Source organism: Pseudomonas sp. JQ36 (assembly GCF_053851495.1).
This window is the reverse complement of record NZ_CM132642.1, coordinates 5,998,571-6,024,080: the sequence shown is the minus strand read 5'-3', so window position 1 is coordinate 6,024,080 and position 25,510 is coordinate 5,998,571. Positions and strand designations below refer to the sequence as shown.

At 60.4% G+C, this 25,510-nt stretch carries 25 protein-coding genes; 7 read left to right on the top strand and 18 right to left on the bottom strand.

Annotation, left to right across the window (positions count from 1 at the left end; translation table 11 throughout):
* The first annotated feature begins 44 nt into the window (after window positions 1–44).
* Window positions 45–551 carry a BRO-N domain-containing protein gene (locus ACS4NR_RS27150; protein ID WP_456020413.1) on the top strand — a complete coding sequence of 169 codons (507 nt, stop codon included), beginning with the start codon at window positions 45–47 and terminating at the stop codon, window positions 549–551.
* A 144-nt stretch (window positions 552–695) separates the two neighbouring features.
* Here the strand turns inward: ACS4NR_RS27150 and ACS4NR_RS27145 are convergent, their stop codons facing one another.
* Window positions 696–881: a hypothetical protein gene (locus ACS4NR_RS27145; RefSeq protein ID WP_003222012.1), complete on the bottom strand. Its 186-nt coding sequence runs from the start codon at window positions 879–881 to the stop codon at window positions 696–698.
* 392 nt (window positions 882–1,273) lie between these two features.
* Between ACS4NR_RS27145 and ACS4NR_RS27140 the strand changes: the two genes are divergently transcribed.
* Window positions 1,274–2,917, top strand: coding sequence for a glucan biosynthesis protein D (locus ACS4NR_RS27140; protein WP_456018778.1), 1,644 nt, complete (start codon window positions 1,274–1,276; stop codon window positions 2,915–2,917).
* 159 nt (window positions 2,918–3,076) lie between these two features.
* Here the strand turns inward: ACS4NR_RS27140 and ACS4NR_RS27135 are convergent, their stop codons facing one another.
* The 4 genes from ACS4NR_RS27135 to ACS4NR_RS27120 form a co-directional block, all read right to left on the bottom strand.
* On the bottom strand, window positions 3,077–3,610 hold the full coding sequence (locus tag ACS4NR_RS27135) for a GNAT family N-acetyltransferase (protein WP_456018777.1): 534 nt from the start codon (window positions 3,608–3,610) through the stop codon (window positions 3,077–3,079).
* Window positions 3,611–3,693: 83 nt separating this feature from the next.
* Window positions 3,694–4,800: an NADH:flavin oxidoreductase/NADH oxidase gene (locus ACS4NR_RS27130; protein WP_095138300.1), complete on the bottom strand. Its 1,107-nt coding sequence runs from the start codon at window positions 4,798–4,800 to the stop codon at window positions 3,694–3,696.
* 269 nt (window positions 4,801–5,069) lie between these two features.
* Entirely contained in the window at window positions 5,070–6,779 is a 1,710-nt protein-coding gene (gene recJ / locus ACS4NR_RS27125; protein ID WP_166496643.1) for a single-stranded-DNA-specific exonuclease RecJ, read from the bottom strand.
* 55 nt (window positions 6,780–6,834) lie between these two features.
* Window positions 6,835–7,377, bottom strand: a complete 543-nt coding sequence (locus ACS4NR_RS27120) for a YaeQ family protein (protein ID WP_003222001.1) — start codon at window positions 7,375–7,377, stop codon at window positions 6,835–6,837.
* Between the two features lie 146 nt (window positions 7,378–7,523).
* Here ACS4NR_RS27120 and ACS4NR_RS27115 point away from each other — a divergent pair, with 146 nt between their 5' ends.
* The gene (locus ACS4NR_RS27115) at window positions 7,524–8,723 is read left to right on the top strand and encodes a CaiB/BaiF CoA transferase family protein (RefSeq protein WP_095138297.1); all 1,200 of its coding nucleotides are present in this window, start codon (window positions 7,524–7,526) and stop codon (window positions 8,721–8,723) included.
* Window positions 8,671–9,630, top strand: coding sequence for a TIGR02285 family protein (locus tag ACS4NR_RS27110; RefSeq protein WP_456018776.1), 960 nt, complete (start codon window positions 8,671–8,673; stop codon window positions 9,628–9,630). The genes ACS4NR_RS27115 and ACS4NR_RS27110 overlap by 53 nt, the downstream gene beginning before the upstream one ends.
* A gap of 175 nt (window positions 9,631–9,805) precedes the next feature.
* On the opposite strand, the gene ACS4NR_RS27105 is transcribed toward ACS4NR_RS27110, so the two are convergent.
* From ACS4NR_RS27105 to xerD, 7 genes are all read right to left on the bottom strand, one after another.
* Window positions 9,806–10,087, bottom strand: a complete 282-nt coding sequence (locus ACS4NR_RS27105; protein ID WP_456018775.1) for a DUF3509 domain-containing protein — start codon at window positions 10,085–10,087, stop codon at window positions 9,806–9,808.
* Between the two features lie 162 nt (window positions 10,088–10,249).
* Window positions 10,250–10,657, bottom strand: a complete 408-nt coding sequence (locus ACS4NR_RS27100) for a response regulator (protein WP_095138296.1) — start codon at window positions 10,655–10,657, stop codon at window positions 10,250–10,252.
* A gap of 116 nt (window positions 10,658–10,773) precedes the next feature.
* Window positions 10,774–12,138 (bottom strand): transporter substrate-binding domain-containing protein, encoded by a 1,365-nt coding sequence (locus ACS4NR_RS27095; protein ID WP_456018774.1) that lies wholly within the window; start codon window positions 12,136–12,138, stop codon window positions 10,774–10,776.
* A gap of 119 nt (window positions 12,139–12,257) precedes the next feature.
* Window positions 12,258–13,667, bottom strand: coding sequence for a threonine synthase (gene thrC, locus ACS4NR_RS27090; protein ID WP_027610971.1), 1,410 nt, complete (start codon window positions 13,665–13,667; stop codon window positions 12,258–12,260).
* 109 nt (window positions 13,668–13,776) lie between these two features.
* Complete coding sequence (locus ACS4NR_RS27085; RefSeq protein ID WP_007908972.1) at window positions 13,777–15,081, bottom strand: homoserine dehydrogenase; 1,305 nt, start codon at window positions 15,079–15,081, stop codon at window positions 13,777–13,779.
* A gap of 131 nt (window positions 15,082–15,212) precedes the next feature.
* Window positions 15,213–15,944, bottom strand: a complete 732-nt coding sequence (gene dsbC / locus ACS4NR_RS27080; RefSeq protein ID WP_456018773.1) for a bifunctional protein-disulfide isomerase/oxidoreductase DsbC — start codon at window positions 15,942–15,944, stop codon at window positions 15,213–15,215.
* A 235-nt stretch (window positions 15,945–16,179) separates the two neighbouring features.
* Complete coding sequence (xerD, locus tag ACS4NR_RS27075; protein ID WP_007967784.1) at window positions 16,180–17,076, bottom strand: site-specific tyrosine recombinase XerD; 897 nt, start codon at window positions 17,074–17,076, stop codon at window positions 16,180–16,182.
* Between the two features lie 108 nt (window positions 17,077–17,184).
* Here xerD and ACS4NR_RS27070 point away from each other — a divergent pair, with 108 nt between their 5' ends.
* The gene (locus tag ACS4NR_RS27070) at window positions 17,185–18,993 is read left to right on the top strand and encodes a cation:proton antiporter (RefSeq protein ID WP_456018772.1); all 1,809 of its coding nucleotides are present in this window, start codon (window positions 17,185–17,187) and stop codon (window positions 18,991–18,993) included.
* A 100-nt stretch (window positions 18,994–19,093) separates the two neighbouring features.
* On the opposite strand, the gene ACS4NR_RS27065 is transcribed toward ACS4NR_RS27070, so the two are convergent.
* The 6 genes from ACS4NR_RS27065 to ffh all read right to left on the bottom strand — a co-directional run bounded on the left by ACS4NR_RS27065 (window position 19,094) and on the right by ffh (window position 23,226).
* A complete protein-coding gene (locus tag ACS4NR_RS27065; protein ID WP_007908981.1) occupies window positions 19,094–19,507 on the bottom strand; it encodes an acyl-CoA thioesterase in 414 nt (137 codons plus the stop codon).
* A gap of 147 nt (window positions 19,508–19,654) precedes the next feature.
* Entirely contained in the window at window positions 19,655–20,005 is a 351-nt protein-coding gene (rplS, locus tag ACS4NR_RS27060; protein WP_003175895.1) for a 50S ribosomal protein L19, read from the bottom strand.
* 45 nt (window positions 20,006–20,050) lie between these two features.
* Window positions 20,051–20,803 (bottom strand): tRNA (guanosine(37)-N1)-methyltransferase TrmD, encoded by a 753-nt coding sequence (trmD, locus tag ACS4NR_RS27055; protein ID WP_003221981.1) that lies wholly within the window; start codon window positions 20,801–20,803, stop codon window positions 20,051–20,053.
* 3 nt (window positions 20,804–20,806) lie between these two features.
* Complete coding sequence (rimM, locus tag ACS4NR_RS27050) at window positions 20,807–21,343, bottom strand: ribosome maturation factor RimM (protein WP_003221979.1); 537 nt, start codon at window positions 21,341–21,343, stop codon at window positions 20,807–20,809.
* A 5-nt stretch (window positions 21,344–21,348) separates the two neighbouring features.
* Window positions 21,349–21,600, bottom strand: coding sequence for a 30S ribosomal protein S16 (rpsP, locus tag ACS4NR_RS27045; RefSeq protein ID WP_003185073.1), 252 nt, complete (start codon window positions 21,598–21,600; stop codon window positions 21,349–21,351).
* 249 nt (window positions 21,601–21,849) lie between these two features.
* Window positions 21,850–23,226 carry a signal recognition particle protein gene (gene ffh, locus ACS4NR_RS27040; protein ID WP_007967791.1) on the bottom strand — a complete coding sequence of 459 codons (1,377 nt, stop codon included), beginning with the start codon at window positions 23,224–23,226 and terminating at the stop codon, window positions 21,850–21,852.
* 195 nt (window positions 23,227–23,421) lie between these two features.
* Here ffh and ACS4NR_RS27035 point away from each other — a divergent pair, with 195 nt between their 5' ends.
* Window positions 23,422–24,234 carry a cytochrome C assembly family protein gene (locus tag ACS4NR_RS27035; RefSeq protein WP_027610969.1) on the top strand — a complete coding sequence of 271 codons (813 nt, stop codon included), beginning with the start codon at window positions 23,422–23,424 and terminating at the stop codon, window positions 24,232–24,234.
* Window positions 24,235–24,246: 12 nt separating this feature from the next.
* Window positions 24,247–25,479 (top strand): transporter associated domain-containing protein, encoded by a 1,233-nt coding sequence (locus tag ACS4NR_RS27030; RefSeq protein WP_456018771.1) that lies wholly within the window; start codon window positions 24,247–24,249, stop codon window positions 25,477–25,479.
* Window positions 25,480–25,510 lie beyond the last annotated feature (31 nt).

Below are 25,510 nucleotides of genomic sequence, written 5' to 3'. Positions count from 1 at the left end.
GAAGAGTTGATGGCGACTTTCCTACTCAAACCGGAAGTCACTACATGTCTACGCAAATCCACAATCCACCGTCCACGCACTTCACCCCCACCATCTTCACCCGCCACAACCGCTTCCTCCACGCCTTCATGCAGGAACACGAAGCCTGGTTTTGTGTTCAGGATCTCGGTCGCCTGATGGGCTATCCGCTAAACGAACGCCTCACCCTGAAACTCGATCCCGATCAGCGCCGCCATGTCCTCCTGCGTCGGGATGGCGAAATTATCGATTGCGCGATGGTCAGCGAATCCGGCCTGTTCGCACTGCTCGTTCATCACTTCGTTCCGGAAAACCGCAACCTGCGCCAATGGCTGAGCCATGAAGTCATCCCGATGCTGCGCGAAACTCAATCAAGCCCTGTGGAAAACCACCCGAGCTTGAGCTCAATGCATTGGGCAGGCGTTACCGTACCGCTGCTGCACTGGCAACAGCAGGCATGGGTCAAATGGCGGGATGTGCCGGATTTGATGCATGGACAGCGACCGTATCCGGTTTTGGGTACGTGTAGCTGAAGTCCATTCAATAAAAAACCTGCGGCGAGGGAGCTTGTCGAATCGTCGCACCGTCCCGCAGGGTCGCGCAGCTGCCCGTCTACAAAAAGCAGGGGACTGCTGCGCAGTCCAGCGGGAGCAAGCTCCCTCGCCACAGGTCCAGCGTTAAAACCGCGAAACGCTCCTCATCGCATCCACCAGATACCTCATCGCTATCCGGTCACTCTCCGACAACTCGCGATAACGCTCCACCAGCTTCAGCTCTTCAGAACTCAATCGACGCCTTCTACGGCCGCTGCCGAGGCAGGGGAAGATGCCGAGCATTTCGGCGATACCTTGTATTTTTGCCATGGACGATGTCCTTCAATACTTCAAAGAATTGCTAAACCACCACATCGCCCTGCCCCTTACAGCAGCGCCGTGTGCCCTACCGGTCAACACCGGTCATGCCCATAGAATAGAAATTAAATCGGCGCTGAAAAGCGGTTTTTAGAGTAATTAGTCGAAAAAAGCAGATATGCCGCATAAATCAGAATGCCCTGTCAGATTTTTAACCGACATGTCTTGTTTCATTGACACTCTGTCACGGTGTATCAACGAATTTTGCTTGGCGAGCGAACCGTTTAAGCTAGCCGGCATCTGTTTATAGTCCGTTGCGTTTGGCCGAAGGCTTGTCCGAACCGTAATTTCTGATCCAGCACGTGCCAGGAACGGCGCGGGATTGCTCACGACAGGTTGTATTTATGCACCGCAGGAATTTGCTCAAAGCGTCGATGGCCATTGCGGCTTACACCGGTCTCTCGGCTTCCGGCCTGCTGGCCGCCCGTGCCTGGGCCGCCAATGGTGGCGCCGCCGATGGTGGCGCCGCCGATGGTGAAGCGCAGGCCTTCGACTTCGAAGCGCTCAAGCGTCAGGCCAAGCAACTGGCCGGCTCGGCCTATCAGGACACCAAACAGGTGCTGCCGCCGACTCTGGCGACCATGACCCCGCAGAACTTCAACGCGATCCGCTACGACGGCGATCATTCGCTGTGGAAGGAGAACAAGGGTCAGCTCGACGTGCAGTTCTTCCACGTCGGTATGGGTTTCCGCCAGCCGGTGCGCATGTACAGCGTCGATCCCAAGACCCGTACCGCGCGCGAGGTGCATTTCCGTCCGACACTGTTCAACTACGAGAACACCTCGGTCGACACCCAGCAGCTCAAGGGCGACCTGGGGTTTGCCGGCTTCAAGCTGTTCAAGGCGCCGGAGCTGGATCGCCATGACGTGGTGTCGTTCCTCGGCGCCAGTTATTTCCGTGCGGTGGATGCGACTGGCCAATATGGCCTCTCGGCCCGTGGTCTGGCCGTCGACACCTATGCGAAAAAGCGCGAAGAATTCCCTGACTTCACCAAGTTCTGGTTCGAGACTCCGGAGCAGAACGCCACCCGTTTTGTGGTCTACGCTCTGCTCGACTCGCCGAGCGCCACCGGTGCCTACCGCTTCGACATCGACTGCCAGGCCGAGCGCGTAGTGATGGAGATCGACGCCCACATCAACGCGCGTACCGCCATCGAACAACTGGGCATCGCGCCGATGACCAGCATGTTCAGCTGCGGTACCCACGAACGGCGCATGTGCGACACCATTCACCCGCAAATCCACGACTCCGATCGCTTGGCGATGTGGCGCGGCAACGGCGAGTGGATCTGCCGTCCGCTGAACAACCCGGCGACCCTGCAGTTCAACGCGTTCGCCGACACCGATCCGAAAGGCTTCGGACTGGTGCAGACCGACCACGAATTCGCCAATTATCAGGACACCGTCGACTGGTACAGCAAGCGTCCGAGCCTGTGGGTTGAACCGACCACCGCGTGGGGCGAAGGCTCGATTGATCTGCTGGAAATTCCGACCACCGGCGAAACCCTCGACAACATCGTCGCGTTCTGGACGCCGAAGAAGCCAGTGGCTGCCGGCGACTCGCTTAACTATGGCTACAAGCTTTACTGGAGCGCCCTGCCACCGGTCGGCACGCCACTGGCGCGGGTGCATGCGACCCGGTCGGGCATGGGTGGCTTCGTCGAAGGCTGGGCACCGGGCGAGCATTACCCGCCGGTCTGGGCCCGTCGCTTTGCCGTGGACTTCACCGGTGGCGGCCTGGATCGCCTGCCGCAGGGCACCGGGATCGAACCGGTGGTCACTTGCTCCCACGGCAAGGTGCAGGACTTCAGCGTGTTGGTGCTTGATGACATCAAGGGATACCGGATCCTGTTCGACTGGTACCCGACCAGCGACAGCGTCGAGCCGGTGGAACTGCGCCTGTTCATCCGCACCAATGACCGCACGCTGAGCGAGACTTGGTTGTACCAGTACTTCCCGCCGGCACCGGACAAGCGCAAGTATCCTTGATGATTTGAGGCGCCTGTTCCGGCCTCTTCGCGAGCAAGCCCGCTCCCACACTGGATCCCGGTCGATCACACAGTTTGCGACCGACACAGAACCAGGGTGGGAGCGGGCTTGCTCGCGAATGCGTCAGAACATTCAACATCGGATATTGAAGAAACTGCGTCAGGTCAGTGGGCAATACAGATGAATGTCTCTGGGTTCTTGATCAAACAACTCCGGATCCGCCTGATCAACCAACCGGCAACCCTGACGCTGATAAAACTCCACAGTGTTGCGAGATTCAGTCGCTGAAACATACAACGCCTCGGCACCAAACCGCCGCCCCTGCTCACAGGCCAGCGCAAACAACTTCGCCCCCAGCCCTTGCCCGCGGTAATCACGGCTGATGTGCAGAAACTTCAGCTGACGCATGCTCAGTCCCTGATTGTGAATAACCCGGTTATCCACAACCACCGCCGCGACCAGCACCTGCCCATCGAAAATCCCGTACAACCAGCCACCGCGCCGCAAGCACGTCTCCAGCGCCAGCGCGTTTTCCTCAGCTTCGCCTTCCGGCCATCCGCGCATGTCGAAATGCACCGGGTACAGAATCAGCTCACCTTTTTCCAGCCGATAACATTCCTCCACCAGCTCGCTACGGTCGATCTGCGCCAGCAACGGCAAATCGTGTCCGGTCAGTTCTCGTTCGATCAACATGCTCGACTTCCTTGGCAAATGGCAGGCAAGAAAAAACCCGCCGGTTCAGTGGCGGGTTTTATAGACGTTGCGCCGGCTTGAAATCAATCGCGCAGGTCAGACTCGTGGATCGGCTGATCACGATGGGTCGCGCGCTGATACTGCGCCGGCCACACCGCTTTGCGCCCGCCCAGATCATCGTCGGCATGCAGCGGCCAGTACGGGTCACGCAGCAGTTCACGGGCGAGGAAGATGATGTCGGCCTGACAGGTGCGCAGAATGTGCTCGGCCTGCGCCGGCTCGGTAATCATGCCGACGGTGCCGGTGGCGATGCCGGACTCCTTGCGCACACGTTCGGCAAACCGTGTCTGATAACCCGGCCCCACAGGAATCTCGGCGTTGGCGGCGGTACCACCGGAGGAGACGTCGATCAGATCCGCTCCCAAGGCCTTGAGGCGGCGCGCCAGCTCCACAGTTTCATCCGGGTTCCAGCCGTCCTCCACCCAGTCGGTGGCCGATACCCGGACAAACACCGGCAACTCTTGCGGCCAGACCTCGCGCACGGCCTCGGTGACTTGCAGCACCAGCCGAATACGGTTTTCGAACGAACCACCGTACTGATCGCGGCGCTGGTTGCTCAATGGCGACAGAAACTGATGCAGCAGATAACCGTGGGCGGCATGCACTTCAACCACGCTGAAACCTGCGGTCAACGCGCGTTTGGCCGCAGCAACGAAGGCCTGGATGACTTCGGCGATCTGACCTTCATCCAGCTGTTTCGGTTGCGTGTGCTGCGGATCGAAAGCAATCGGCGACGGCCCGACCGGAATCCAGCCGCCATCCTCCGGTTTGACGCTGCCGTGTTTGCCGATCCATGGCCGATGGGTGCTGGCCTTGCGCCCGGCATGAGCCAGTTGAATGCCGGCGACAGCGCCCTGAGCCGTAATGAAACGGGTGATGCGTTGCAGCGGTTCGATCTGTTCGTCGTTCCACAAACCGAGGTCTTCGGCGGTGATTCGCCCGTCGGCGGTGACCGCCGTGGCCTCGGTGAAAATCAGGCCGGCACCGCCCACCGCGCGGCTGCCCAGGTGCACCAGATGCCAGTCGTTGGCCAGACCGTCGACGCTGGAATACTGGCACATCGGCGACACGGCGATGCGGTTGGGCAGGGTCAGTTGGCGAAGGGTAAAGGGTTCGAGCAGCAGACTCATGGGGCACCTCTCAAATCAGTGGGCAGGCTCCAGGGTTCTGTTTGAAAAGTCGACGAGTGACAGGAAAAAGGTGCAGCACCCGCCCCCGCGGGCAAAAAATTCGACAAGACGTCACAAGGCCAATCAAGCAGTGCTTAGAGCCTAGTCGACAACCGGGGATGAGGGAGGGTTCAGAGTAATTCTGTGTGTGAAAGAGCGCCTTCGCGAGCAAGCCCGCTCCCACCAGGGCAACACTGTACCTGTCGGAGCGAGCCTGCTCGCGAATGGCGTCAGCGCGGTTCGATGTGGGCAATCATCAGTTGCACCGTCTCGTTGCCCCGGAACTCGTTGACGTCGAGCTTGTAGGCCAGCTCGACCCACTGAATGGTCGGGTTCGGCCAGACATCACGGTCAATGCCGAAAGCGATGCCATCCAGCTTCACCGACCCGCACTCGCTCTTCAGCACCACTTTCAGGTGCCGCTCGCCGACCACCCGCTGCTCGACCAACTGGAACACGCCATGGAACAGCGGCTCCGGGAAGTGCTGACCCCAAGGCCCGGCATGGCGCAGGGCGCGAGCCAGTTCCAGATGGAATTCCTCGACCGCCAGCGTGCCGTCCGAGAGCATGCGCCCGGTCAGGTCTTCTTCGCGAAGTTGCCGACGCACTTCAGCGTCAAAAGCCTCGGCGAACAGCGGAAAATTCTCTTGCGGCAAGGTCAGGCCGGCCGCCATCGCGTGGCCACCGTACTTGGCAATCAGGTTCGGATGCTGCGCCGCCACCACGCTCAGGGCATCGCGAATATGGAAACCCTGCACCGAACGCCCCGAGCCCTTGAGCAAACCGTCACCGGCGTCGGCGAAGGCGATGGTCGGACGGAAATAACGTTCTTTCATCCGCGAGGCGAGAATGCCGATCACGCCCTGATGCCACTCGGGATCGAACAGGCACAGGCCAAACGGCATCGATTCCACTGGCAAGTCCTTGAGCTGCGCCAGCGCCTCGCGCTGCATGCCCTGCTCGATGGATTTGCGATCCTGGTTCATGCCGTCCAGTTGCGCAGCCATTTCCCGCGCCAGATTGGCGTCGGCGGTGAGCAGGCATTCGATCCCGAGGCTCATGTCATCCAGGCGCCCCGCCGCATTCAGGCGCGGGCCGACGATAAAACCCAGGTCGGTGGAGGTAATCCTCGCCGCGTCACGCTTGGCCACTTCAAGAATTGCCTTGATCCCCGGTCGTGCACGCCCGGCGCGAATCCGCTCAAGGCCCTGATGCACCAGAATCCGGTTGTTGGCGTCCAGCGGCACCACGTCGGCAACGCTGCCCAGCGCCACCAGATCGAGCAGTTCGCCGATGTTCGGCTGCGGGCTGCTCTCATACCAGCCGAGGCTGCGCAGGCGTGCACGCAAGGCCATCAACACGTAGAAAATCACCCCGACCCCGGCCAGCGCCTTGCTCGGAAACTCGCAGCCGGGCTGGTTCGGGTTGACCAGCGCATCGGCCAGCGGCAGTTCATCGCCGGGCAAGTGGTGGTCGGTGATCAACACCTTGAGCCCGGCCTTCTTCGCCGCCGCCACGCCTTCGACGCTGGAGATGCCGTTGTCGACAGTGATCAACAACTGCGGTTCGCGGGTCAGGGCGACTTCGACGATTTCCGGGGTCAGGCCATAGCCGTATTCGAAGCGGTTCGGCACCAGATAATCGACATGCGCCGCGCCCAGCAGACGCAAGCCGAGCACGCCGACCGTACTGGCCGTCGCGCCGTCGGCGTCGAAGTCACCGACGATCAGAATCCGCTGACGCTGCTCCAGCGCCGTCACCAGCAGATCTACCGCTGCCTCGATGCCCTTGAGCTGCTGGAACGGAATCAGCCGCGCCAGACTTTTATCCAGCTCCGCCTCGGACTGCACACCCCGCGCCGCGTACAAACGGGTCAGCAAAGGTGGCAGGTCACCGAGAAACGGCAGCGTGGCAGGCAACGGTCGAGGATCAATACGCATGGGCTAACGGAAACTTCTCTTGAATACGTGGGATTAATCAGTAAGCGGCGCAGGATCAGCCGCGTTCACCGGCCAGCCATTCCAGCTGGACTTCGTGCTGACCACGGTCGTCGGTGACGAAGATCGTGCCTTCGCTGATCATCACGTCCCACTTGATGACGCGCGGCATGTCCTTGGCCAGGGTTTCCAGCACTTCCTGCGGCACGGCGGCGATGTTGACGTTTTTCAGGTTCTTCGCCACCGGCACCACTTTGCCCTCCCACACGCGCAGGCTGCCATAGGCCAGCAGGCTGGTGCGCTCGGTGCGACGCGAGCACCAGGTCAGGCGATCAGCATCTGGCTGGCCGACTTCGATCCAGTGCAGGACGCGGTCATCCAGGCTTTTTTCCCACAGTGCAGGTTCATCCACGTCCGACAGACCACGGCCGAATGACAGCAGTTCGTTGTACCAGAGGGCGTAGGCCAGCAGCCGCACGGTCATGCGCTCTTCGGTTTCCGAAGGGTGACGGGCGATGGTCTGCTTGACGCTCTCGTAGACGCTGCGGTCGAGGTCGGTGAGGTTCAATTCGAATTTGTACGTGGTAGACGGCTGGGCCATGAACGGGCTTCTTGATACGAGGAAAGTCGGCAAGTCTAACCGATGCCGTAGGCAATCATCGAATTGATGGCGATCAACCTGCGGCGTCTGACAGCCGGCTATGTTAAAACGCTGTATCCGCTCAGCCTTGTCCTACAGGATTCAATATGCCGTTCGCCAACAAACCGCTCAGCGGTGTGAAAGTCATTGAATTGGGTACGTTGATTGCCGGGCCGTTTGCCTCGCGCATTTGCGGCGAGTTCGGCGCCGAAGTGATCAAGATCGAATCGCCCGACGGCGGTGATCCGCTGCGCAAGTGGCGCAAATTGTATGAAGGCACCTCGCTGTGGTGGTTCGTCCAGGCGCGCAACAAGAAGTCGCTGACCCTGAACCTCAAGCACCCCGAGGGCCTGGCGATTCTGAAAAAACTGCTGGGCGAAGCCGACATCCTGATCGAGAACTTTCGCCCCGGCGTGCTGGAAAAACTCGGGCTGAGCTGGGAAACCCTGCATGCGCTGAACCCGAAACTGGTGATGGTGCGTCTGTCCGGTTTCGGCCAGACCGGGCCGATGAAAGATCAACCGGGCTTCGGCGCGGTCGGCGAGTCCATGGGCGGCTTGCGCTACATCACCGGCTTCGAAGACCGGCCACCAGTGCGCACCGGGATCTCCATCGGTGATTCGATTGCCGCGCTGTGGGGCGTCATCGGCGCGCTGATGGCGCTGCGTCATCGCGAGGTCAACGGCGGTCTCGGCCAAGTGGTCGATGTGGCGTTGTACGAGGCGATTTTCGCCATGATGGAAAGCATGGTGCCGGAGTTCGACGTGTTCGGCTTCATCCGCGAGCGCACCGGCAACATCATGCCGGGCATCACGCCGTCATCGATCCACACCAGCGCCGACGGCAAGCATGTGCAGATCGGCGCCAATGGCGACGCGATCTTCAAACGCTTCATGCTGATCATCGGCCGCGAGGATCTGGCCAACGACCCGACACTGGCGAGCAACGACGGGCGCGACAGTCGCCGCGACGAGTTGTATGGCGTGATCGACCGCTGGGTCAATTCGTTGCCGCTGCAAAGCGTGCTCGACCTGCTCAACCAGGCGGAAGTGCCGGCCAGCCGGATCTTCAGTGCCGAAGACATGTTCAGCGATCCGCAGTACCTCGCCCGGGAAATGTTCCTGCAGGCCAAGCTGCCGGACGGCAAGCCTTTCAAGATGCCGGGCATCGTGCCGAAACTCTCCGAGACACCGGGCACTTCCGAATGGGTCGGGCCGCAGCTCGGTGAACACAATGCGCAGGTACTGCACGATCTTGGCTACGACGAACAGCAGATCGCCCGGTTGCGCGCGGACGGAGCTATCTAACCTGAAACATCACCGGACATCGGCCGCCAACCGCGCCCACCACTGGTGGACCTGGCGGCTGTTCGGCCTGTTGTTTCTGCTCGCCCTGCCCGCCTGGGCGCAAGCGAAACCCACGCTGGTCTGGCTGTTGCGCGATCTGCCGCCCCTGACCATCTTCGAAGGCCCGAAAAAGGGCCAGGGCGTCATCGATCAACTGATGCCGATGCTGATCGCCGGCATGCCGCAATACGAACACACGCTGATGCGGGTCAATCGCGCCCGGGGCATGCAGATGCTGCACGAGCCGTCCTTCACCTGCGATCCGTCGCTGATCTGGAGCAAGGAGCGCACGCAATGGATCACTTTCTCTGTCCCGGCGTTTCGTGCTGTCAGTAATGGTCTGGTGGTGCGTCAGAAGGATCGCGACGTATTGGCGCCGTACCTGATCGACGGCGAAGTCGATCTGCCGGCATTTCTGGCCAATGGCGAGATCAAGGTCGGAGTCGTCGCCGAGCGCAGTTACGGCGAGTATCTCGACGCGCTGCTCAAGCAGGCACCCGACGGTGCGCTCACGCCGCATTACGGCAACGACGCCCTGAGCAGCCTGCTGTCGATGCAGCGTCTGGGGCGTCTGCAGGTGGTGCTGGGTTACTGGCCGGAGATCCGCTATCAGGCGCATCAGGCGCAAATTGCCGAAGACGAACTGGTGTTCTTTCCGATTCGCGGCACCGGCAAGTATCTGTCGGGTTATGTCGGATGTTCCGATACGCCCCAGGGCCGTCAGGCAATCAGTGAGATCAACCAACTGCTGCGTACCCTGCCCCACGAGCAATTGAACCAGTCGTATGCCGACTGGCTGGACCCTGAAATGCGCACGGATTACCTGCAACAGGCGCGGATTTTTTTCGAGCAACAGACCGCGCAATAAAACCTGCGGGCAAAAAGAAACCCCGAGCAGTGGGGAGACAACTCGGGGTTAAACGCGGTCTTCTTAAAGACCCGTAGCAGCAAGCGACAAGCACCGGAGCACAATGCTTGATCCTGCTGTTATGGGGTCTGACTGACGGGGATGCAGGAAGGTTCCCACAAAAAATATTTCATCTTTACAACGCCGCACACTTATCCAGCGCCGCATTGCGCAAGGCCGCGATGACACAGGGCTCCAGTCGCCCTTCGGCGATCAGGACGTCACGGTGCAAACCATCGACCACATCGGTCAGCAGGCGTTTGTCGGTCAACTGCGCCTGATTGAATTCGCGCTCCACCACGAGGGCGCCGTTGCCGTTCTTGAGCGTTACCAGGCATTCGCCATGGGCGCCACACGGAGTCAACGTCACCTGATACGGGCTCAGAGCCTCACCGAGCAATAGACTGATACTTTCCATCTCGATCTCCACTCAATAGTCCGAAAACATTGTGCCTGGGGCGTGTTCACAATAAATGACCACCGGCCCGAGAAGAAAGTTCTGAATACCGCGCTGCTCCCGGAGCAGTTAGCGGTCTGTCAGAGCATGCACGGTGAAGATGACAGAAACATAACCGTCGGCTCAAGCCCCCGCCGGATGGGCTGCCGCTTGCAGGTAGCTGTCCAGCAGCCCGCGCATCAGCACGGCCGAAACCGGCGTTTGCAGGCGGCCCAGCAGCGTCACCTCGTGTGTTTGCAGCAGGCTTTCGAGATCGCTCAGCAAGCCCGGCGCTACACGCCCCAGTAGAATGAGCGCATTGGCCTCCCCTTCGGCCGCCAGATGGTGGATCAGCGCCAGGCCTTCCCCGCCTTTCAACTGCGGATCGCAAATCGCTATGTCGACCCGGGTGCGACGCTCCAGCGAGCAACGTGCCGAGGCCAGCGATGGCGCCGTGAGTACGTCATAGATACCGAACGCATTGAGCATCTGGTGCAACGCCATCATTCGATAAGGATCGGGTTCGAGAATCAGTACTTTGAGCGAGCGCATGGACGACCTCTGAAACGGCAATCGCGGACTCGTCCGCAGTTGCTGTCCACTTTAGGGCAGCCTCCTTCAGTCCCCCATCGGAAAAGGAGGCGCGTGATATAGGAAATTTCCCTATATCAATGCGGATGTCCCCCCGTTGCCGCCTCACGCCGGGTGATGTCCGTCCACCCGCCGAGCAGGCCTCGCAACTCCCCATTGGCACTGTAAAACGGCACCGTCCATTGATAGATGTCCCGATTGCCATGCTTGAATTGCAGGCGGCGTCTGCTGAAACGGGTTCGGCGGGTTCTCAGCTGAATCATGAACTCCTCATGCAGCATGCCGGCGGTGGCACGCGGCAAGGCATCGACGTCGATCAGTCGGCATCCCTGCACCTGTTCAAAACGGATCGACAACGCCTCTTCGTAGCTTTTGTTACAGAGGATCAGGCGTCCTTCCAGGTCGCGGACGAACACCGGGTCAGGCATGGCGTCTATCAGCGCGCGCTGGAAAACCAATTGATCGCCGAGTTGGCTCTGCACGTCCCGATGCTGTTTGATCAGCGCCGCCATGCGCCGATGCCATAACAGCGACAACCCGAAAAAAGCCCCCACCACAAACACGCCCCAGTAGCTCGGCCGGGACCAGTGTTGCCAGCCCACAGCGGCTGGTTTCGGCCCGATGCCGCCCAGCCAGTTCAGGCGAATGGCCCGGAGTTCGGAAGCCGGGAACGCTTCAAGCGCCTTGTTCAGGATGCTCAGCAATTGCGGCTGGCCCTTGCGCACAGCCAGAAGATCCGCCTCCCATTTTCCCTCCAGCAATTCGCCAACCTTCAGCAAGCCCGAGGGATAGAGCTGCGCACCGATTTCATTTTCGATGGTGGCATAGGCCTCACCGCTTTCGACCAGCGCCCGTGCCTCGGCATAGGTTTTCACCGAACGTAATTCGATGGACGGATAATCGCGTCGGATCACCCCCTCCAGCGCGTGCCGCCCCGGCAATACCAGCACCCGTTTGGCCAACTGCTCCAGCGATTGCACTCCAGGCTCGCCGGCGCGGCCGACAAATACCCAGCCGGCACCGCCAAAGGCATGACTGAAATCCAGACTCAAACGGCGCTCATCATTCATCGCCAGGGTCGTGCTCATGTCTGCGGCGCCGGTCTCCAGGCGCTCGAGCATCTGCGCGGTGGAAAACGACTCCCGGTAAACGAATTGCAACCCGGTCATGGCACTGATGCGTTTGAGCACATCGTTGTTCAAGCCGCTCCAATGACCATGCTCATCCAGAAACAGGTACAACGGGTACTGCTCCGCCGCCACGATCACCGTCGGGTTATCGCGAACCCATTGCTGCTCGGCTTCACTCAGCACAACGGTGCCGATGTTCAACTGCTCTTCATCATGCGCCAGATGCGCCGCAACGCCCACGCGCCAGCCAACCAACAGGCACAACAGAAAAACCCGCTTCAGGGTGTATTTCCATCCTCTCTCAAACAGCATTGCCACTTCCTTCGTGATCGACTCACCCGTCCTTCATGGGCGAAAACCCGAGCAGTGTGGCAGCAGAAACAAAAAAGCCCGTCAGGAGACGGGCTTCAAAATGTGACAGCTTTTTCGGCTTACAGCGGCTTGCCACGGTTGCCATGCTGGCTGACAAAGGCCTGTACGGCTTTCAGCTCGTTTGGCAGAACGGTGCAGCGCTCGTTTCGCTCAAACAAATCAGAAAGATGTGCAGGCAGTTCGAGAGCTTTTCCTACACCCGCTTTCTCCACGGCATCCGGGAATTTCACCGGATGTGCGGTGCCCAGGATCACCATCGGGATGTCCAGGCTGCGGCGGCATTCGCGCGCGGCCTTGACGCCGATGGCGGTGTGCGGGTCCAGCACTTCGCCGCACTGCGCGTAGACTTCGGCGATGGTTTCGCAGGTTTGCGCGTCATCCACGGCCAGCGAGTCGAACAGCTTGCGGGCTTCGGTCCAGCGCTCTTGCTCGACGCTGAAACCACCGCCCTGCTTGAACGAATCCATCAAACCGGCGATGGCCGCGCCGTTGCGACCGTGCAGGTCGAACAGCAGACGTTCGAAGTTCGACGAGACCATGATGTCCATCGACGGCGACAGCGTGGCGTGCAGGGTTTCCTTGACGTACTGATTGCCGCTCATGAAGCGGTGCAGGATGTCATTGCGGTTGGTCGCGACGATCAACTGGTTGATCGGCAGGCCCATGTTGCGCGCCAGGTAACCGGCGAAGATGTCGCCGAAGTTGCCGGTCGGCACCGAGAACGCCACCGAACGCGCCGGGCCGCCCAACTGCAGGGCTGCGTGGAAGTAGTAGACGATCTGGGCCATGATCCGCGCCCAATTGATCGAGTTGACCGCCACCAGACGTGTGCCCTTGAGGAAGCTCTGGTCGGCGAAGCTGTTCTTGACCATTTCCTGGCAGTCATCGAAGTTGCCTTCGATGGCGATGTTGTGGATGTTCTCGCCGACAATCGTCGTCATCTGCCGACGCTGCACTTCGGACACACGGTTGTGCGGGTGCAGGATGAAGATGTCGACGTTTTCGCAGTGTTTGCAGCCTTCAATGGCGGCCGAACCGGTGTCACCCGAGGTGGCGCCGACGATCACCACGCGTTCGCCGCGTTTTTCCAGCACGTAATCGAGCAGACGACCGAGCAGTTGCAGGGCGAAGTCTTTGAACGCCAGGGTCGGGCCGTGGAACAGCTCCAGCACCCATTCGTTGCCGTTAAGCTGACGCAGCGGGGCAACGGCGCTGTGCGAGAACACGCCGTAGGTTTCTTCGAGGATCTTTTTGAAATCGGCGTCCGGGATGCTGCCGGTCACGAACGGGCGCATGACGCGGAAAGCCAGCTCGTGATACGGCAGGCCGGCCCAGGAAGCGATTTCTTCCTGGGTGAAACGTGGCAGGTTTTCCGGGACGTACAGACCGCCGTCGGTGGCCAGACCGGCCAGCAGGACGTCTTCGAAATTCAGGGCCGGTGCCTGGCCGCGGGTACTGATATAACGCATAAGGGCAAACCTTCGGTTTGAGCTTCAAGCCACGAGCTACAAGCTGCAAGTAAAAACCAGACCGTTTTTCTCTTGCCGCTTGCAGCTCGACGCTTGCAGCTGCTTCTGTTTAGTTCAGGTGCTCGACGCGGATCCGTACAACCGGACCATTCACACCGGCCAGGGCTTCGAGGGCGGCGATTGCATCGTTGATACGCTGCTCGACCACGCGGTGGGTCAGCAGGATCATCGGTACCAGACCGTCGTGTTCCTCGACTTCCTTCTGCATGATCGACTCGATGTTGATGCCGCGCTCCGAGAGGATGCTCGCCACCTGAGCCAGTACGCCCGGATGGTCCTTGGCCTGGATGCGCAGGTAGTAGGCGCTTTCGCAAGCTTCGATCGGCAGGATCGGGTGCGCCGACAGCGAGTCCGGCTGGAAGGCCAGATGCGGCACGCGGTTTTCCGGATCGGAAGTCATGGCGCGAACCACGTCCACCAGGTCGGCGATCACCGACGAAGCGGTCGGCTCCATGCCGGCACCGGCGCCGTAGAACAGCGTCGAACCGGCGGCGTCACCGTTGACCATCACGGCGTTCATCACGCCGTTGACATTGGCGATCAGACGATCGGCCGGGATCAGCGTCGGGTGTACGCGCAGCTCGATGCCGGCAGCGGTGCTGCGGGCCACACCGAGGTGCTTGATGCGGTAGCCCAGCGCTTCGGCGTAATTCACGTCAGCGGTGGTCAGCTTGGTGATGCCTTCGGTGTAAGCCTTGTCGAATTGCAGCGGAATGCCGAACGCGATCGACGCCAGAATCGTCAGCTTGTGCGCGGCGTCGATGCCTTCGACGTCGAAGGTCGGATCGGCTTCGGCGTAGCCCAGTGCTTGCGCTTCGGCCAGCACGTCTTCGAAGGTGCGACCCTTCTCGCGCATTTCGGTGAGGATGAAGTTACCGGTACCGTTGATGATCCCGGCGACCCAGTTGATGCGGTTGGCGGACAGGCCTTCACGGATCGCCTTGATCACCGGAATGCCACCGGCCACGGCCGCTTCGAATGCCACGATCACGCCTTTCTCGCGTGCCTTGGCGAAAATCTCATTACCGTGAACGGCAATCAGTGCCTTGTTCGCGGTGACCACATGCTTGCCATTCTCGATGGCCTTGAGTACCAGCTCGCGGGCAACGGTGTAGCCGCCCATCAGCTCTATGACGATGTCGATCTCAGGGTTCGTGGCCACTTCGAAGACATCGTTGGTAATCGCAATACCGGTCGTCTGGAACTGAGGCTTTGGCGTGCGCATGGCAATTTGTGCCACTTCGATCCCACGCCCGGCACGACGAGCAATTTCCTCGGCGTTGCGCTGAAGTACGTTGAAGGTACCGCCACCGACGGTCCCTAACCCACAGATGCCTACTTTGACCGGATTCACTGTGAACTCCCCATGAAACGGCCGACGCAAGGTCGGCCGGAAAACAACCGCGTGTTCGCGGCTCTCTATTAATGGCCCGGCGAAGTTACCGCCGGACCATGATCGTCAAAGGCTGACCGTGACGATGCGAATTACTTGGCGCCCAGTGCCAGTTTGGCGACTTGTGGCGCCGGCTGGTAGCCCGGAATGACTTGTCCGTCGGCCAAAACGATGGCCGGTGTGCCGTTCACGCCAATCGACTGGCCCAAAGCGAACTGCTTGGAAACCGGGTTGGTGCACTTGGCGGCCTTGATTTCCTTGCCATCGACCATTTTGTCCATGGCGGCTTTCTTGTCGGTCGAGCACCACACGGCTTGCAGTTGCTCGTCACCCGGCGAACCGAGGCCCTGACGCGGGAACGCCACGTAACGCACTTCGATGCCGCGCTTGTTCAGCTCGGGCACTTCGGCGTGCAGCTTGTGGCAGTACGGGCAGGTGGTGTCGGTGAACACGGTGATGTGCGATTTGGTCTCGCCCACGGCTGGGTAAACCACGGTTTCGGCCACCGGGATGGCGTTGACCAGCTTGGAGATGCCCAGGCGTTCGGTCTTCTCGGTCAGGTTGACCGGTTTGCCGTCCTTGAGCTGAAACAGATAGCCCTGAACGATGTACTGGCCGTCGGCGCTGGCGTACAGCACGCGGCTGCCCTTGAGCTTGACTTCATACATGCCCGGCAACGGGCTGGTGCTGATGCTTTCGACCGGAACCTCGAGTTCGAGTTTTTCCAGGCTTTGACGAATGGCTTTGTCGGCCGCGTCATCGGCGACGGCAAAGGTGCTGACCAACGCAATGGCTGCGGCGGCGAAAATCTGGGTCAGACGCATGAGAACTCCTGAAGGCGGACAAATGAAACGGTCAGAACGCCCGTGCCGGAACACCGGGTCATAACCGTCCATCGTGCAAACCGGCAAAGCCTACCACATAAGGCTCGCAGGGCCGAATGCGCCTGACACAAGACATGTAGGAGCTGCCGAAGGCTGCGATCTTTTGACTTTGCTTTTGGAATCACAAGCAAGATCAAAAGATCGCAGCCTTCGGCAGCTCCTACAGAGGGGGCAATCAGCCTCTTGGGTGATGTTTGGCGTGCAGATCCTGCAACCGCGCGCGGGCGACGTGGGTGTAGATTTGCGTAGTGGAAAGGTCGCTGTGCCCCAGCAACATCTGCACCACCCGCAGATCCGCGCCGTGGTTGAGCAGGTGCGTGGCAAACGCATGGCGCAGGGTGTGCGGCGACAGCGACTTGCCGATCCCGGCGACCTTGGCCCAATGCTTGATCCGGTGCCAGAAAGTCTGGCGGGTCATCTGCTCGCCGCGCTGGCTGGGAAACAGCACATCGCTGGGCCGTCCGCCGAGCAGCTCGCTGCGGCCATCGCGCATGTAGCGTTCGACCCAGACAATCGCCTCCTCGCCCATCGGCACCAGGCGCTCCTTGCTGCCCTTGCCCATCACCCGCAACACGCCCTGACGCAGGTTGACCTGCTCCAGGGTCAGGCTCACCAGTTCGGTCACCCGCAGACCACAGGCGTACAACACCTCAAGCATGGCGCGATCACGCTGGCCGATGGCTTCGCTCAGATCCGGCGCCTTGAGCAGCGCTTCGACGTCGGCTTCCGACAACGACTTGGGCAGCGGCCTGCCCAGTTGCGGCATGTCGACACGCAAGGTCGGATCGACCGTAATCAGCTTTTCCCGCAGCAGATAGCGATAAAAGCCACGTACACCGGAGAGAAATCTGGCGGTGGAGCGCGGTTTGTAGTTCTGCTCCAGGCGCCAGGACAGGTGATCAAGGATCAACTCGCGACCGGCATTGATCAGCTCGAGGTTTTTCTCCTGCAGCCAGCCGTTGAACAGCGCCAGATCGCTGCGGTAGGCGCCGCGAGTGTTATCGGACAGGCCTTTTTCCAGCCACAGGGCGTCGAGGAATTGGTCAATCAGTGGATGGTCGATGGCAGGCATGGGCGCTCAAGACACACAACCTCCGGGGCTGTGCGCAAATGTAGAGTGAACTGTAGGAATGGCCGCTAGTCTTTCATAGCCCGCTAATTCAAGGAACAGGGAGCATCAATGAACGAGCAGCAAATTCTCTTGGCATTTGGCGGGATCGGCGCCGCGGCGCTGGGTTGCCAGTGGCTGGCGTGGCGCCTGAAGCTGCCGGCGATTCTGTTTCTGTTGCTGACCGGGATTCTCGCCGGACCGGTGCTCGGCTGGCTCGACCCGCAGGAAATGTTCGGCCCGTTGCTGATGCCGCTGGTGTCGCTGGCGGTAGCGTTGATCCTGTTTGAGGGCAGTCTGACTCTGCACCTGTCGGAATGGCGCGAGATCGGCAGCGTCGTGCATCGGCTGGTGACCCTTGGTGCGCTCGTCACCTGGGTAGTCATCGCCGTCGCGACGCACTTCCTGCTCGGCTTCGACTGGTTGTTGGCAATCCTGTTCGGCAGCCTGACGCTGGTGACCGGGCCGACGGTAATCGTGCCGATGCTGCGGGTGGTGCGGCCGAAAGCCTCGATCGCCAACATCCTGCGCTGGGAAGGCATCGTCATTGACCCGATTGGCGCCCTGCTCGCGGTGGTGGTCTACAGCTTCATCATTGCCCGCTCAGAGGGCAACGGCCTCGAACAGAGCCTGCTGACCTTCGGCGGCGTGATTGTCTGCGGCAGCGTATTCGGGGTGGTCGGCGGCTGGGTGCTAGGCACCGTCATCCGTCGCCAGTGGCTGCCGGAATACCTGCACAACCTCGCCTCGCTGGCGGCGGTGCTGGGGATTTTCATTGCGTCCAATCAGGTGATGCACGAGTCCGGCTTGCTCGCGGTAACGCTGATGGGCATGTGGCTGGCAAACATGAAGGGCGTGGATGTGCGGCACATCCTGCACTTCAAGGAAAACCTCAGCGTGCTGCTGATTTCCGGGTTGTTTATCCTGCTGGCGGCGCGGCTGGATCTGCATGCCCTGATCGGCCTCGGGCCGTTGGTGCTGATTCTGTTGCTGGTGATTCAACTGATCGCACGCCCGTTGAACGTGCTGTTGAGCACCGCAGGTTCCAGCCTGAGCTGGCGTGAACGCGCCTTGCTGTGCTGGATCGCCCCGCGCGGGATCGTGGCGGCGGCGGTGTCGGCGATTTTCGCGATTCGCCTGGATCAGGCCGGACACGAAGGTGCGCTGCTGCTGGTGCCGCTGACTTTCGCGGTGATCATCGGCACCGTGGTGCTGCAAAGTGCAACCGCTCGACCACTGGCACGCTTGCTGAACGTCGCTGAACCGGCGCCGAGCGGCTTCCTGATCGTCGGCGCCAACGGCCCGGCGCGTCTGTTGGGCAAATCGTTGCAGCAACTGGGCAGCCGCGTGCTGTTGACCGATTCGAGCTGGGAGAATATTCGTGCGGCGCGCATGGAGGGTTTGCCGACGTACTTTGGCAACCCGGCTTCGCAGCATGCCGATGCGCATCTGGATCTGGTGGGGCTGGGGCATCTGCTGGCGCTATCGCCGTCGGGCGAACTGAACACCCTGGCGGCGATGCGTTTTCGCCACGAGTTCGGTCATCAGCGTTTGTTCGGTCTGGCCAGCGGTCAGGAAAGTCGTCGCAGTGACAAGCATCGGGCAAGCCTGGAACATCGCGGCAATCAGCTGGGGAGCGAGGCGCTGACCTACGCCAAGCTGGCCAGCCTGATCAGTATCGGCGCCGAACTGTACAGCACGACGCTGACGGACGGGTTCGGTTGGGAGGATTACCAGGCATTGCATGGCAATCGGGCGACGCTGCTGTTCATGCGCGATGACAGCGGCTGGGTACATGTGGTGACGCCGGAGGCCGTTTTGAAACCGGGAGCCGGGTGGACGTTGTTGGCGTTGATTCAGCCTGAGAGCAGCGGTGCCTGAGCTGACGCCTTCGCGAGCAAGCCCGCTCCCACAGGTTTTGTGTTCACCCCGGACACTGTGGGAGCGAGCTTGCTCGCGAAGGCCACGACTCGGTTTCGGATCAGGCTGCAAACCCAGGCAGCACCGGCACCGGCCGCTTGTCATCATCAATAGCGACAAAGCTGAACTGCCCATGAATCGCCTTCTCGCGGCCATCACAACTCATGCTCTCGACAAACACTTCCACCTCGACCTTGAGGCTTGTATTGCCGACCTTGATCACTTTACCGACCAGCTCGACGATGGAGCCGGCCGGGATCGCGTGATTGAAGTCGATGCGGTCGGTTGAAACAGTCACCAGTGGCAGGCGGCAGAAGCGGGTGGCGGTGATGAACGACACTTCGTCCATCCACGCCAGCGCGGTGCCGCCGAAGAGGGTGTTGTGGTGGTTGGTGGTCGGCGGGAAGACGGCTTTGGTCACGCGGGTCACCGAGAGTTCGGTGCGGCGCTGGATTTCCTGGTCGCGGGTGGTCATGGGTTATTGCTCGTAAATCGGGGGCTCCCGAAAACAGCAAGATCAAAAGATCGCAGCCTTCGGCAGCTCCTACATAGTGAGGGCAGTTTATTGCGGGCAACAAAAAAGCAGCCCGTAGGCTGCTTTTTTCTGCATCGGAAGCTGGACTTAAGCCAGTTTTTCCTTGATGCGAGCTGCTTTACCCGACAGGTCGCGCAGGTAGTACAGCTTGGCTTTACGTACGTCACCGCGACGTTTGACAGCCATGCTGTCGATCTGCGGGGAGTAGGTCTGGAAAGTACGCTCTACGCCAACACCGTTGGAGATTTTACGAACGGTGAACGCACTGTTCACGCCGCGGTTACGCTTGGCGATTACAACGCCTTCGAACGCTTGCAGACGGGAACGATCGCCTTCCTTCACTTTCACCTGAACGACAATGGTGTCGCCTGGGGCAAAGGTAGGGATTTCTTTGGTCATCTGCTCTGCTTCGAGTGCAAGGATGATTTTGTTGGTCATGCTGTGCTCCTAAGGTAAATCAACTGATCTACCATCGATACGTTGTTAACTATCGTCCCGCTCGCGGATGTATTCCTCGAGCAGCTTCTTCTCTTCTCCAGAAAGCGAGCGGCTTTCCAGAAGATCGGCGCGTCGTTCATAGGTCCGACCAAGGGACTGCTGTAAACGCCAACGCCGGATATGCGCGTGATTGCCACTTAGCAACACGTCGGGAACACGCTGATCCGCATACACCTCAGGTCGGGTGTAGTGCGGGCAATCCAGCAGACCATCCGTAAAGGAATCTTCCTCAGCGGAATCCGCATGCCCTAAAGCTCCGGGCAGCAGTCGTGTAACCGCATCGATCATGACCATGGCCGGCAGCTCGCCGCCAGACAGTACATAGTCACCAATCGACCACTCTTCATCGACATGAGCCTCAATAAAGCGCTCGTCAATGCCTTCATAGCGGCCGGCAATCAGGATCAATGCATCCGATTTTGCCAACTCGCGTACCGCCGACTGAGTCAGTTGACGGCCTTGGGGGGACAGGTAAATCACCTTCGCCGCCTCCCCGGCTGCTGCCTTGGCCTGAACCAGAGCATCTTCCAGGGGCTTGATCTTCATCACCATGCCCGGACCACCGCCAAACGGGCGATCGTCCACAGTGTGATGCCGATCCGTCGTGTAATCCCGCGGATTCCAACAGGTCAGCTGCAAGAGCCCCTGTTTGACCGCACGACTGGTAATGCCGTACTCACTGATGGCCGAGAACATCTCGGGGAACAGCGTAATGACGTCTACGCGCAGGCTGGCCATTGCTTAGAAGTCCGCGTCCCATTCCACCCGCATCACGCCTGCATCCAGGTCGATTGCCAGCACGCATTGCTCTGTATAGGGCAACAACCGCTCGCGATCATCCAGGCTGCCCGCGCAGGGCTTGACCACCAATACATCGTTCGCGCCGGTCTCCAACAGGTGATCAACCTTGCCGAACAATTGCTCGTCCTGGTTGATGACGCTCAGCCCCTGCAACTGGTACCAGTAGTACTCGTCGCCTGTCAGGTTGGGCAAAAGGCTTCGCGAGATGCAAATCTCATAACCGCTCAGAAGACGGGCTTCATCGCGATCGTCGAGGCCTTTGAGCTTGGCAACCAGATCCTTTTGAGTGGATCGGCCGCTGACCAGCTCGACCTGTTTCACCACGCCTTCGCGCCGAAGCGTCCAGTTGCGGTAGTCCAACAGGTTTTCAATCGGATCGGTAAAGGAAAAGACCTTCACCTCGCCGCGAACGCCGTGAACCGAAAAAATCTTGCCGACAACGATCAGGTCATCAGCTTTTTCTGGCGTCGCGCTCATACTGCTCAGGCTGCAGCCTTGGCAGATTCCTTCAGCAACTGAGCAACACGCTCAGATGGCTGTGCACCAACGCTCAGCCAGTAGGCTACGCGCTCTTGGTTCACGGACAGACGGATTTCCTGACCACGGGCAACAGGGTTGAAGAAGCCAACCTGTTCTTTGTGGGAGCCGTCACGCGGGTTACGCGAGTCGGTTACGGTCAGGTGGTAAAACGGGCGCTTTTTGGAGCCGCCAAGGGCAAGACGGATTGTTAGCATGTGAACATCGTTCCTGTAGTCGGTGCTGCAAATCTAAATGCACAGCGGGCATGGGTGCCCGAAAGGCCGCATATTCTAAGGAATATCCGGACTTTTGCAAATGACTTTTTCCGGCGCCTATGGCATGCCGTGCGGATTTGCATATAGAGCCGTCGATGAAAACGGCCAGTCAGCTCCCGCCGAGTGCGGGTTTGCTGTTGATCCTGCGTCCTTGCAGGGGCTGCGCCGGTGCGACGACCGGCGAGATCTTTACATTTTTGGCATGCCGCCGCCGGGCAACATACCGCCCATGCCGCGCATCATTTTCGCCATACCGCCTTTGGCGGTGAATTTTTTCATCATCTTCTGCATCTGCTTGTGCTGCTTGATCAAGCGGCCGATGTCCTGCACCTGAGTGCCGGAACCCATGGCGATCCGGCGTTTACGCGAACCGCTGATCAGCTCAGGGTCGCGGCGCTCGGCCGGGGTCATGGAGTTGATGATGGCTTCCATCTGTTTGAACTGCTTCTCTGCCGCGTTCTGGGCATTGCCCATTTGCGACAGGTTGACGCCGCCGATGCTCGGCAATTTGTCCATGAGCCCGCCGAGGCCGCCCATGTTCTTCATCTGTTGCAGTTGATCGCGGAAGTCTTCGAGGTCGAAGCCCTTGCCCTTCTTCAGCTTCTTGGCCAGTTTGTCGGCCTTGTCCTTGTCGAGGGTCGCTTCAGCCTGTTCGATCAGGCTGAGCACGTCGCCCATGCCGAGGATCCGCGAAGCGATACGCTCAGGGTGGAACGGATCGAGCGCTTCGCTCTTCTCGCCCATACCGATGAACTTGATCGGCTTGCCGGTGATCGCGCGCACCGACAGTGCGGCACCGCCACGGGCATCGCCGTCGACCTTGGTCAGGATCACACCGGTCAGCGGCAGCGCATCACCGAAGGCCTTGGCCGTGTTGGCCGCGTCCTGACCGGTCATGGCGTCAACCACGAACAAGGTTTCCACCGGGTTGATCGCGGCGTGCAGCGCCTTGATCTCGCCCATCATCTCTTCGTCGATGTGCAGACGACCGGCGGTGTCGACGATGACCACGTCGATGAATTTGAGTTTTGCTTCTTTAATAGCCGCGTTGGCGATGTCGACCGGCTTCTGGCTCAGGTCGGACGGGAAGAACGTCACGCCGATGTCGTTGGCCAGGGTTTCCAGCTGTTTGATAGCAGCCGGACGGTAGATGTCCGCCGACACGACCATCACCGACTTCTTCTTGCGTTCTTTAAGGAAGCGCGCGAGTTTGCCGGCGGTGGTGGTTTTACCGGCACCCTGCAGACCGGCCATCAGAATGACGGCGGGCGGCACGGCGCTCAGGTTCAAGTCTTCGTTGGCCGCGCCCATCAGGCTTTCGAGTTCGGCCTGGACGATCTTCACGAATGCCTGGCCCGGCGTCAGGCTGCGCGACACCTCGGTGCCGACAGCGCGCTCTTTGACCGAATTGACGAAGTCCTTGACCACCGGCAGGGCGACGTCGGCTTCGAGCAACGCCATGCGCACTTCGCGCAGGGTGTCTTTGATATTGTCTTCAGTCAGCTTCGCCTTGCCGGTGACATGGCGCAGCGTCTGCGAGAGACGGTCGGTTAAGTTTTCAAACATTGCGCGATCCTTTCAGGCCCTGTGTAGACCGGGATAATGGCGGCCCAGACCGGATTCAACATGTGCTCGGCGAGCCTGCGGCGTGGGCAGGTCGCGGATTATAGCGAAGACTGCGTCGGGCGGACACCTCGCACTTTCGTGGTGTGGCGGTTCTATGCCAAACTCAGCGCCTTTCGGGCCTGCCTAACAGGATTTATGCTCCCCTTGTCACCCAGTTTGCTGACTACCATCGCCGCCGCGCTTCTTTATGCCGCTGCGACCCTTTATCAGGGCACCCGCCTGGCCTCCGGCGCCAAGGCGAACAAGCGCCTGCTGGTTACGCTCGGCATCCTTGCCGTGCTGGCCCACAGCGCCAGCCTGCTCACTCACCTGCTGACGCCGATCGGCCTGGGCCTGGACTTCTTCAGCGCCGCCAGCCTGATCGCCGCGGCCGTCATCGCCCTGACGCTGCTGGCCTGCTCGCGGATCCCGGTGGAAAATCTGTTGGTACTGCTGTTCCCGCTCGGCGCGGCGACAGTGCTGCTGGCGCAGTTCGCCCCGGCCGGCACGGTGCAGATCATCGACGAAGAGCCGGGCATCCTCGCCCACATTCTGCTGTCTATCCTCGCCTACGGCATGTTCACCATCGCGGTGTTCCAGGCTTTGCTGCTGCTGGTGCAGGATCACCAGCTCAAGCACAAGCACCCGTCAGGCCTGATCAAGAACTTCCCGCCGCTGCAAACCATGGAAAGCCTGCTGTTCGGTTTCCTCTGGGCCGGCTGGACGCTGCTGTCGCTGTCGCTGATCTCCGGCTGGCTGTTCGTCGAGAACCTGTTCGCCCAGCATCTGGTGCACAAGACCTTGCTGGCGTGTCTGGCCTGGATCGTGTTCAGCGTGCTGCTGTGGGGCCGTAATCGCCTCGGCTGGCGCGGCCACAAGGCGATTCGCTGGACCCTCGCCGGTTTCTGCCTGCTGATGTTGGCGTATTTCGGCAGCAAGCTGGTTCGTGAATACATCCTGCACATCTGACGGGCGGCATAAATGGACGGTTTGCCCATAGGGCCGATGCTCGCGGTATTTGTCCTGCTGATCTTATGGTCGGGGCTGTTTACCGCCGTCGAAATCGCGCAGCAGCACTTGCTCGCGCAACGCACCGCCTCGCGCGCCAGCGATAAACCGCTGGCGAAGCTGAGCTTCCCGCTCGACAGTCTGATCCTGTGCAACACCCTGTGCCGCGCCCTTGCGGTGGTCATTTCCACTCTGCTGGCAATCTTCCTCTGCGAAGAAAACGGCCCGTGGGCCGCCTGCCTCGGCGCCGGCGCCGTATTGCTGGTGTTTGCCGATTACTTTCCGCGCACCGTGGCCCAGCGCTACCCGGATGCGGTGCTGTCGTTCGGCAACACCCTGCTGGCCGTTCCGCTGAAAATCCTTTACCCGCTGGCCTGGCTGCTGAGCCGCATCAGCGGTTTGCTGCTGCGTCCCTTCGCGCGCAAACCCCAGGTGGTGCAGCAAAGTGAAGACGAAGAACCTGCAGGCCCTGACGACGACCCGGAACACCCGTCTCGCGCCCACCCGGTTTCCGGAATCCACGCGCTGGACAACATCACGGTCAACGACATTCTGGTGCCACGTAGCGATGTCGACGGCATCAACCTCGACGACTCGATCGAAGCGATCATCGAACAACTGCGCCAGAACAAACGCACGCGCCTGCCGGTGTTCCATAGCGACATCAATCAGGTCGAAGCGGTGCTCAACACCCGGCAGATCCGCCATCTGCTCAACGATGGCCGACTGACCCGCGAAGCGCTGCTGGCGGCCAGCTACGAGCCGTACTTCGTTCCGGAAAGCACGCCGCTGCAACTGCAACTGCTGAACTTCCACAAGCAGCAGCGCCGCTTGGGCATGGTGGTGGACGAGTACGGCGAAGTGCTGGGCATCGTTACCCTGGAAGACATTCTCGAAGAGATCGTTGGCGAATTCGAAAGCGAGCACAGCCTCGACAACCCGCACATCCATCCGCAGCCCGACGGGCGCATGGTGATCGACGGCACCGCGTCGATCCGCGAGTTGAACAAATGCCTGGGCTGGCACTTGCCGAGCGACGGTCCGAAAACCCTCAACGGCCTGGTGACCGAGGCGCTGGAGACCATTCCGGACAGCGCGGTGTGCCTGAAGATCGGGCGTTATCGCCTGGAGATCCTCGAGACCGAGGACAACCGGGTGAGCAAGGTGTTGATCTGGCATACGAGCGCTGTGCCTGCCAAGGTCTAAGAGCTGCTGTGGCGAGGGAGCTTGCTCCCGC

Bases quoted from the DNA above. Each gene is read 5' to 3' on its own strand.
- rplS (WP_003175895.1), bottom strand. From the start codon at position 20,005: ATGACCAACAAAATCATCCTTGCACTCGAAGCAGAGCAGATGACCAAA.
- ACS4NR_RS27035 (WP_027610969.1), top strand. From the start codon at position 23,422: ATGCTCCCCTTGTCACCCAGTTTGCTGACTACCATCGCCGCCGCGCTT.
- thrC (WP_027610971.1), bottom strand. From the start codon at position 13,667: ATGCGTTATATCAGTACCCGCGGCCAGGCACCGGCCCTGAATTTCGAA.
- trmD (WP_003221981.1), bottom strand. From the start codon at position 20,803: ATGGCCAGCCTGCGCGTAGACGTCATTACGCTGTTCCCCGAGATGTTC.
- ACS4NR_RS27100 (WP_095138296.1), bottom strand. From the start codon at position 10,657: ATGCGCTCGCTCAAAGTACTGATTCTCGAACCCGATCCTTATCGAATG.
- ACS4NR_RS27130 (WP_095138300.1), bottom strand. From the start codon at position 4,800: ATGAGTCTGCTGCTCGAACCCTTTACCCTTCGCCAACTGACCCTGCCC.
- dsbC (WP_456018773.1), bottom strand. From the start codon at position 15,944: ATGCGTCTGACCCAGATTTTCGCCGCCGCAGCCATTGCGTTGGTCAGC.
- ACS4NR_RS27145 (WP_003222012.1), bottom strand. From the start codon at position 881: ATGGCAAAAATACAAGGTATCGCCGAAATGCTCGGCATCTTCCCCTGC.
- ACS4NR_RS27140 (WP_456018778.1), top strand. From the start codon at position 1,274: ATGCACCGCAGGAATTTGCTCAAAGCGTCGATGGCCATTGCGGCTTAC.
- rpsP (WP_003185073.1), bottom strand. From the start codon at position 21,600: ATGCTAACAATCCGTCTTGCCCTTGGCGGCTCCAAAAAGCGCCCGTTT.
- ACS4NR_RS27030 (WP_456018771.1), top strand. From the start codon at position 24,247: ATGGACGGTTTGCCCATAGGGCCGATGCTCGCGGTATTTGTCCTGCTG.
- xerD (WP_007967784.1), bottom strand. From the start codon at position 17,076: ATGCCTGCCATCGACCATCCACTGATTGACCAATTCCTCGACGCCCTG.
- ffh (WP_007967791.1), bottom strand. From the start codon at position 23,226: ATGTTTGAAAACTTAACCGACCGTCTCTCGCAGACGCTGCGCCATGTC.
- ACS4NR_RS27115 (WP_095138297.1), top strand. From the start codon at position 7,524: ATGCCGTTCGCCAACAAACCGCTCAGCGGTGTGAAAGTCATTGAATTG.
- ACS4NR_RS27135 (WP_456018777.1), bottom strand. From the start codon at position 3,610: ATGTTGATCGAACGAGAACTGACCGGACACGATTTGCCGTTGCTGGCG.
- ACS4NR_RS27150 (WP_456020413.1), top strand. From the start codon at position 45: ATGTCTACGCAAATCCACAATCCACCGTCCACGCACTTCACCCCCACC.
- ACS4NR_RS27120 (WP_003222001.1), bottom strand. From the start codon at position 7,377: ATGGCCCAGCCGTCTACCACGTACAAATTCGAATTGAACCTCACCGAC.
- ACS4NR_RS27070 (WP_456018772.1), top strand. From the start codon at position 17,185: ATGAACGAGCAGCAAATTCTCTTGGCATTTGGCGGGATCGGCGCCGCG.
- rimM (WP_003221979.1), bottom strand. From the start codon at position 21,343: ATGAGCGCGACGCCAGAAAAAGCTGATGACCTGATCGTTGTCGGCAAG.
- ACS4NR_RS27105 (WP_456018775.1), bottom strand. From the start codon at position 10,087: ATGGAAAGTATCAGTCTATTGCTCGGTGAGGCTCTGAGCCCGTATCAG.
- recJ (WP_166496643.1), bottom strand. From the start codon at position 6,779: ATGCGTATTGATCCTCGACCGTTGCCTGCCACGCTGCCGTTTCTCGGT.
- ACS4NR_RS27095 (WP_456018774.1), bottom strand. From the start codon at position 12,138: ATGCTGTTTGAGAGAGGATGGAAATACACCCTGAAGCGGGTTTTTCTG.
- ACS4NR_RS27065 (WP_007908981.1), bottom strand. From the start codon at position 19,507: ATGACCACCCGCGACCAGGAAATCCAGCGCCGCACCGAACTCTCGGTG.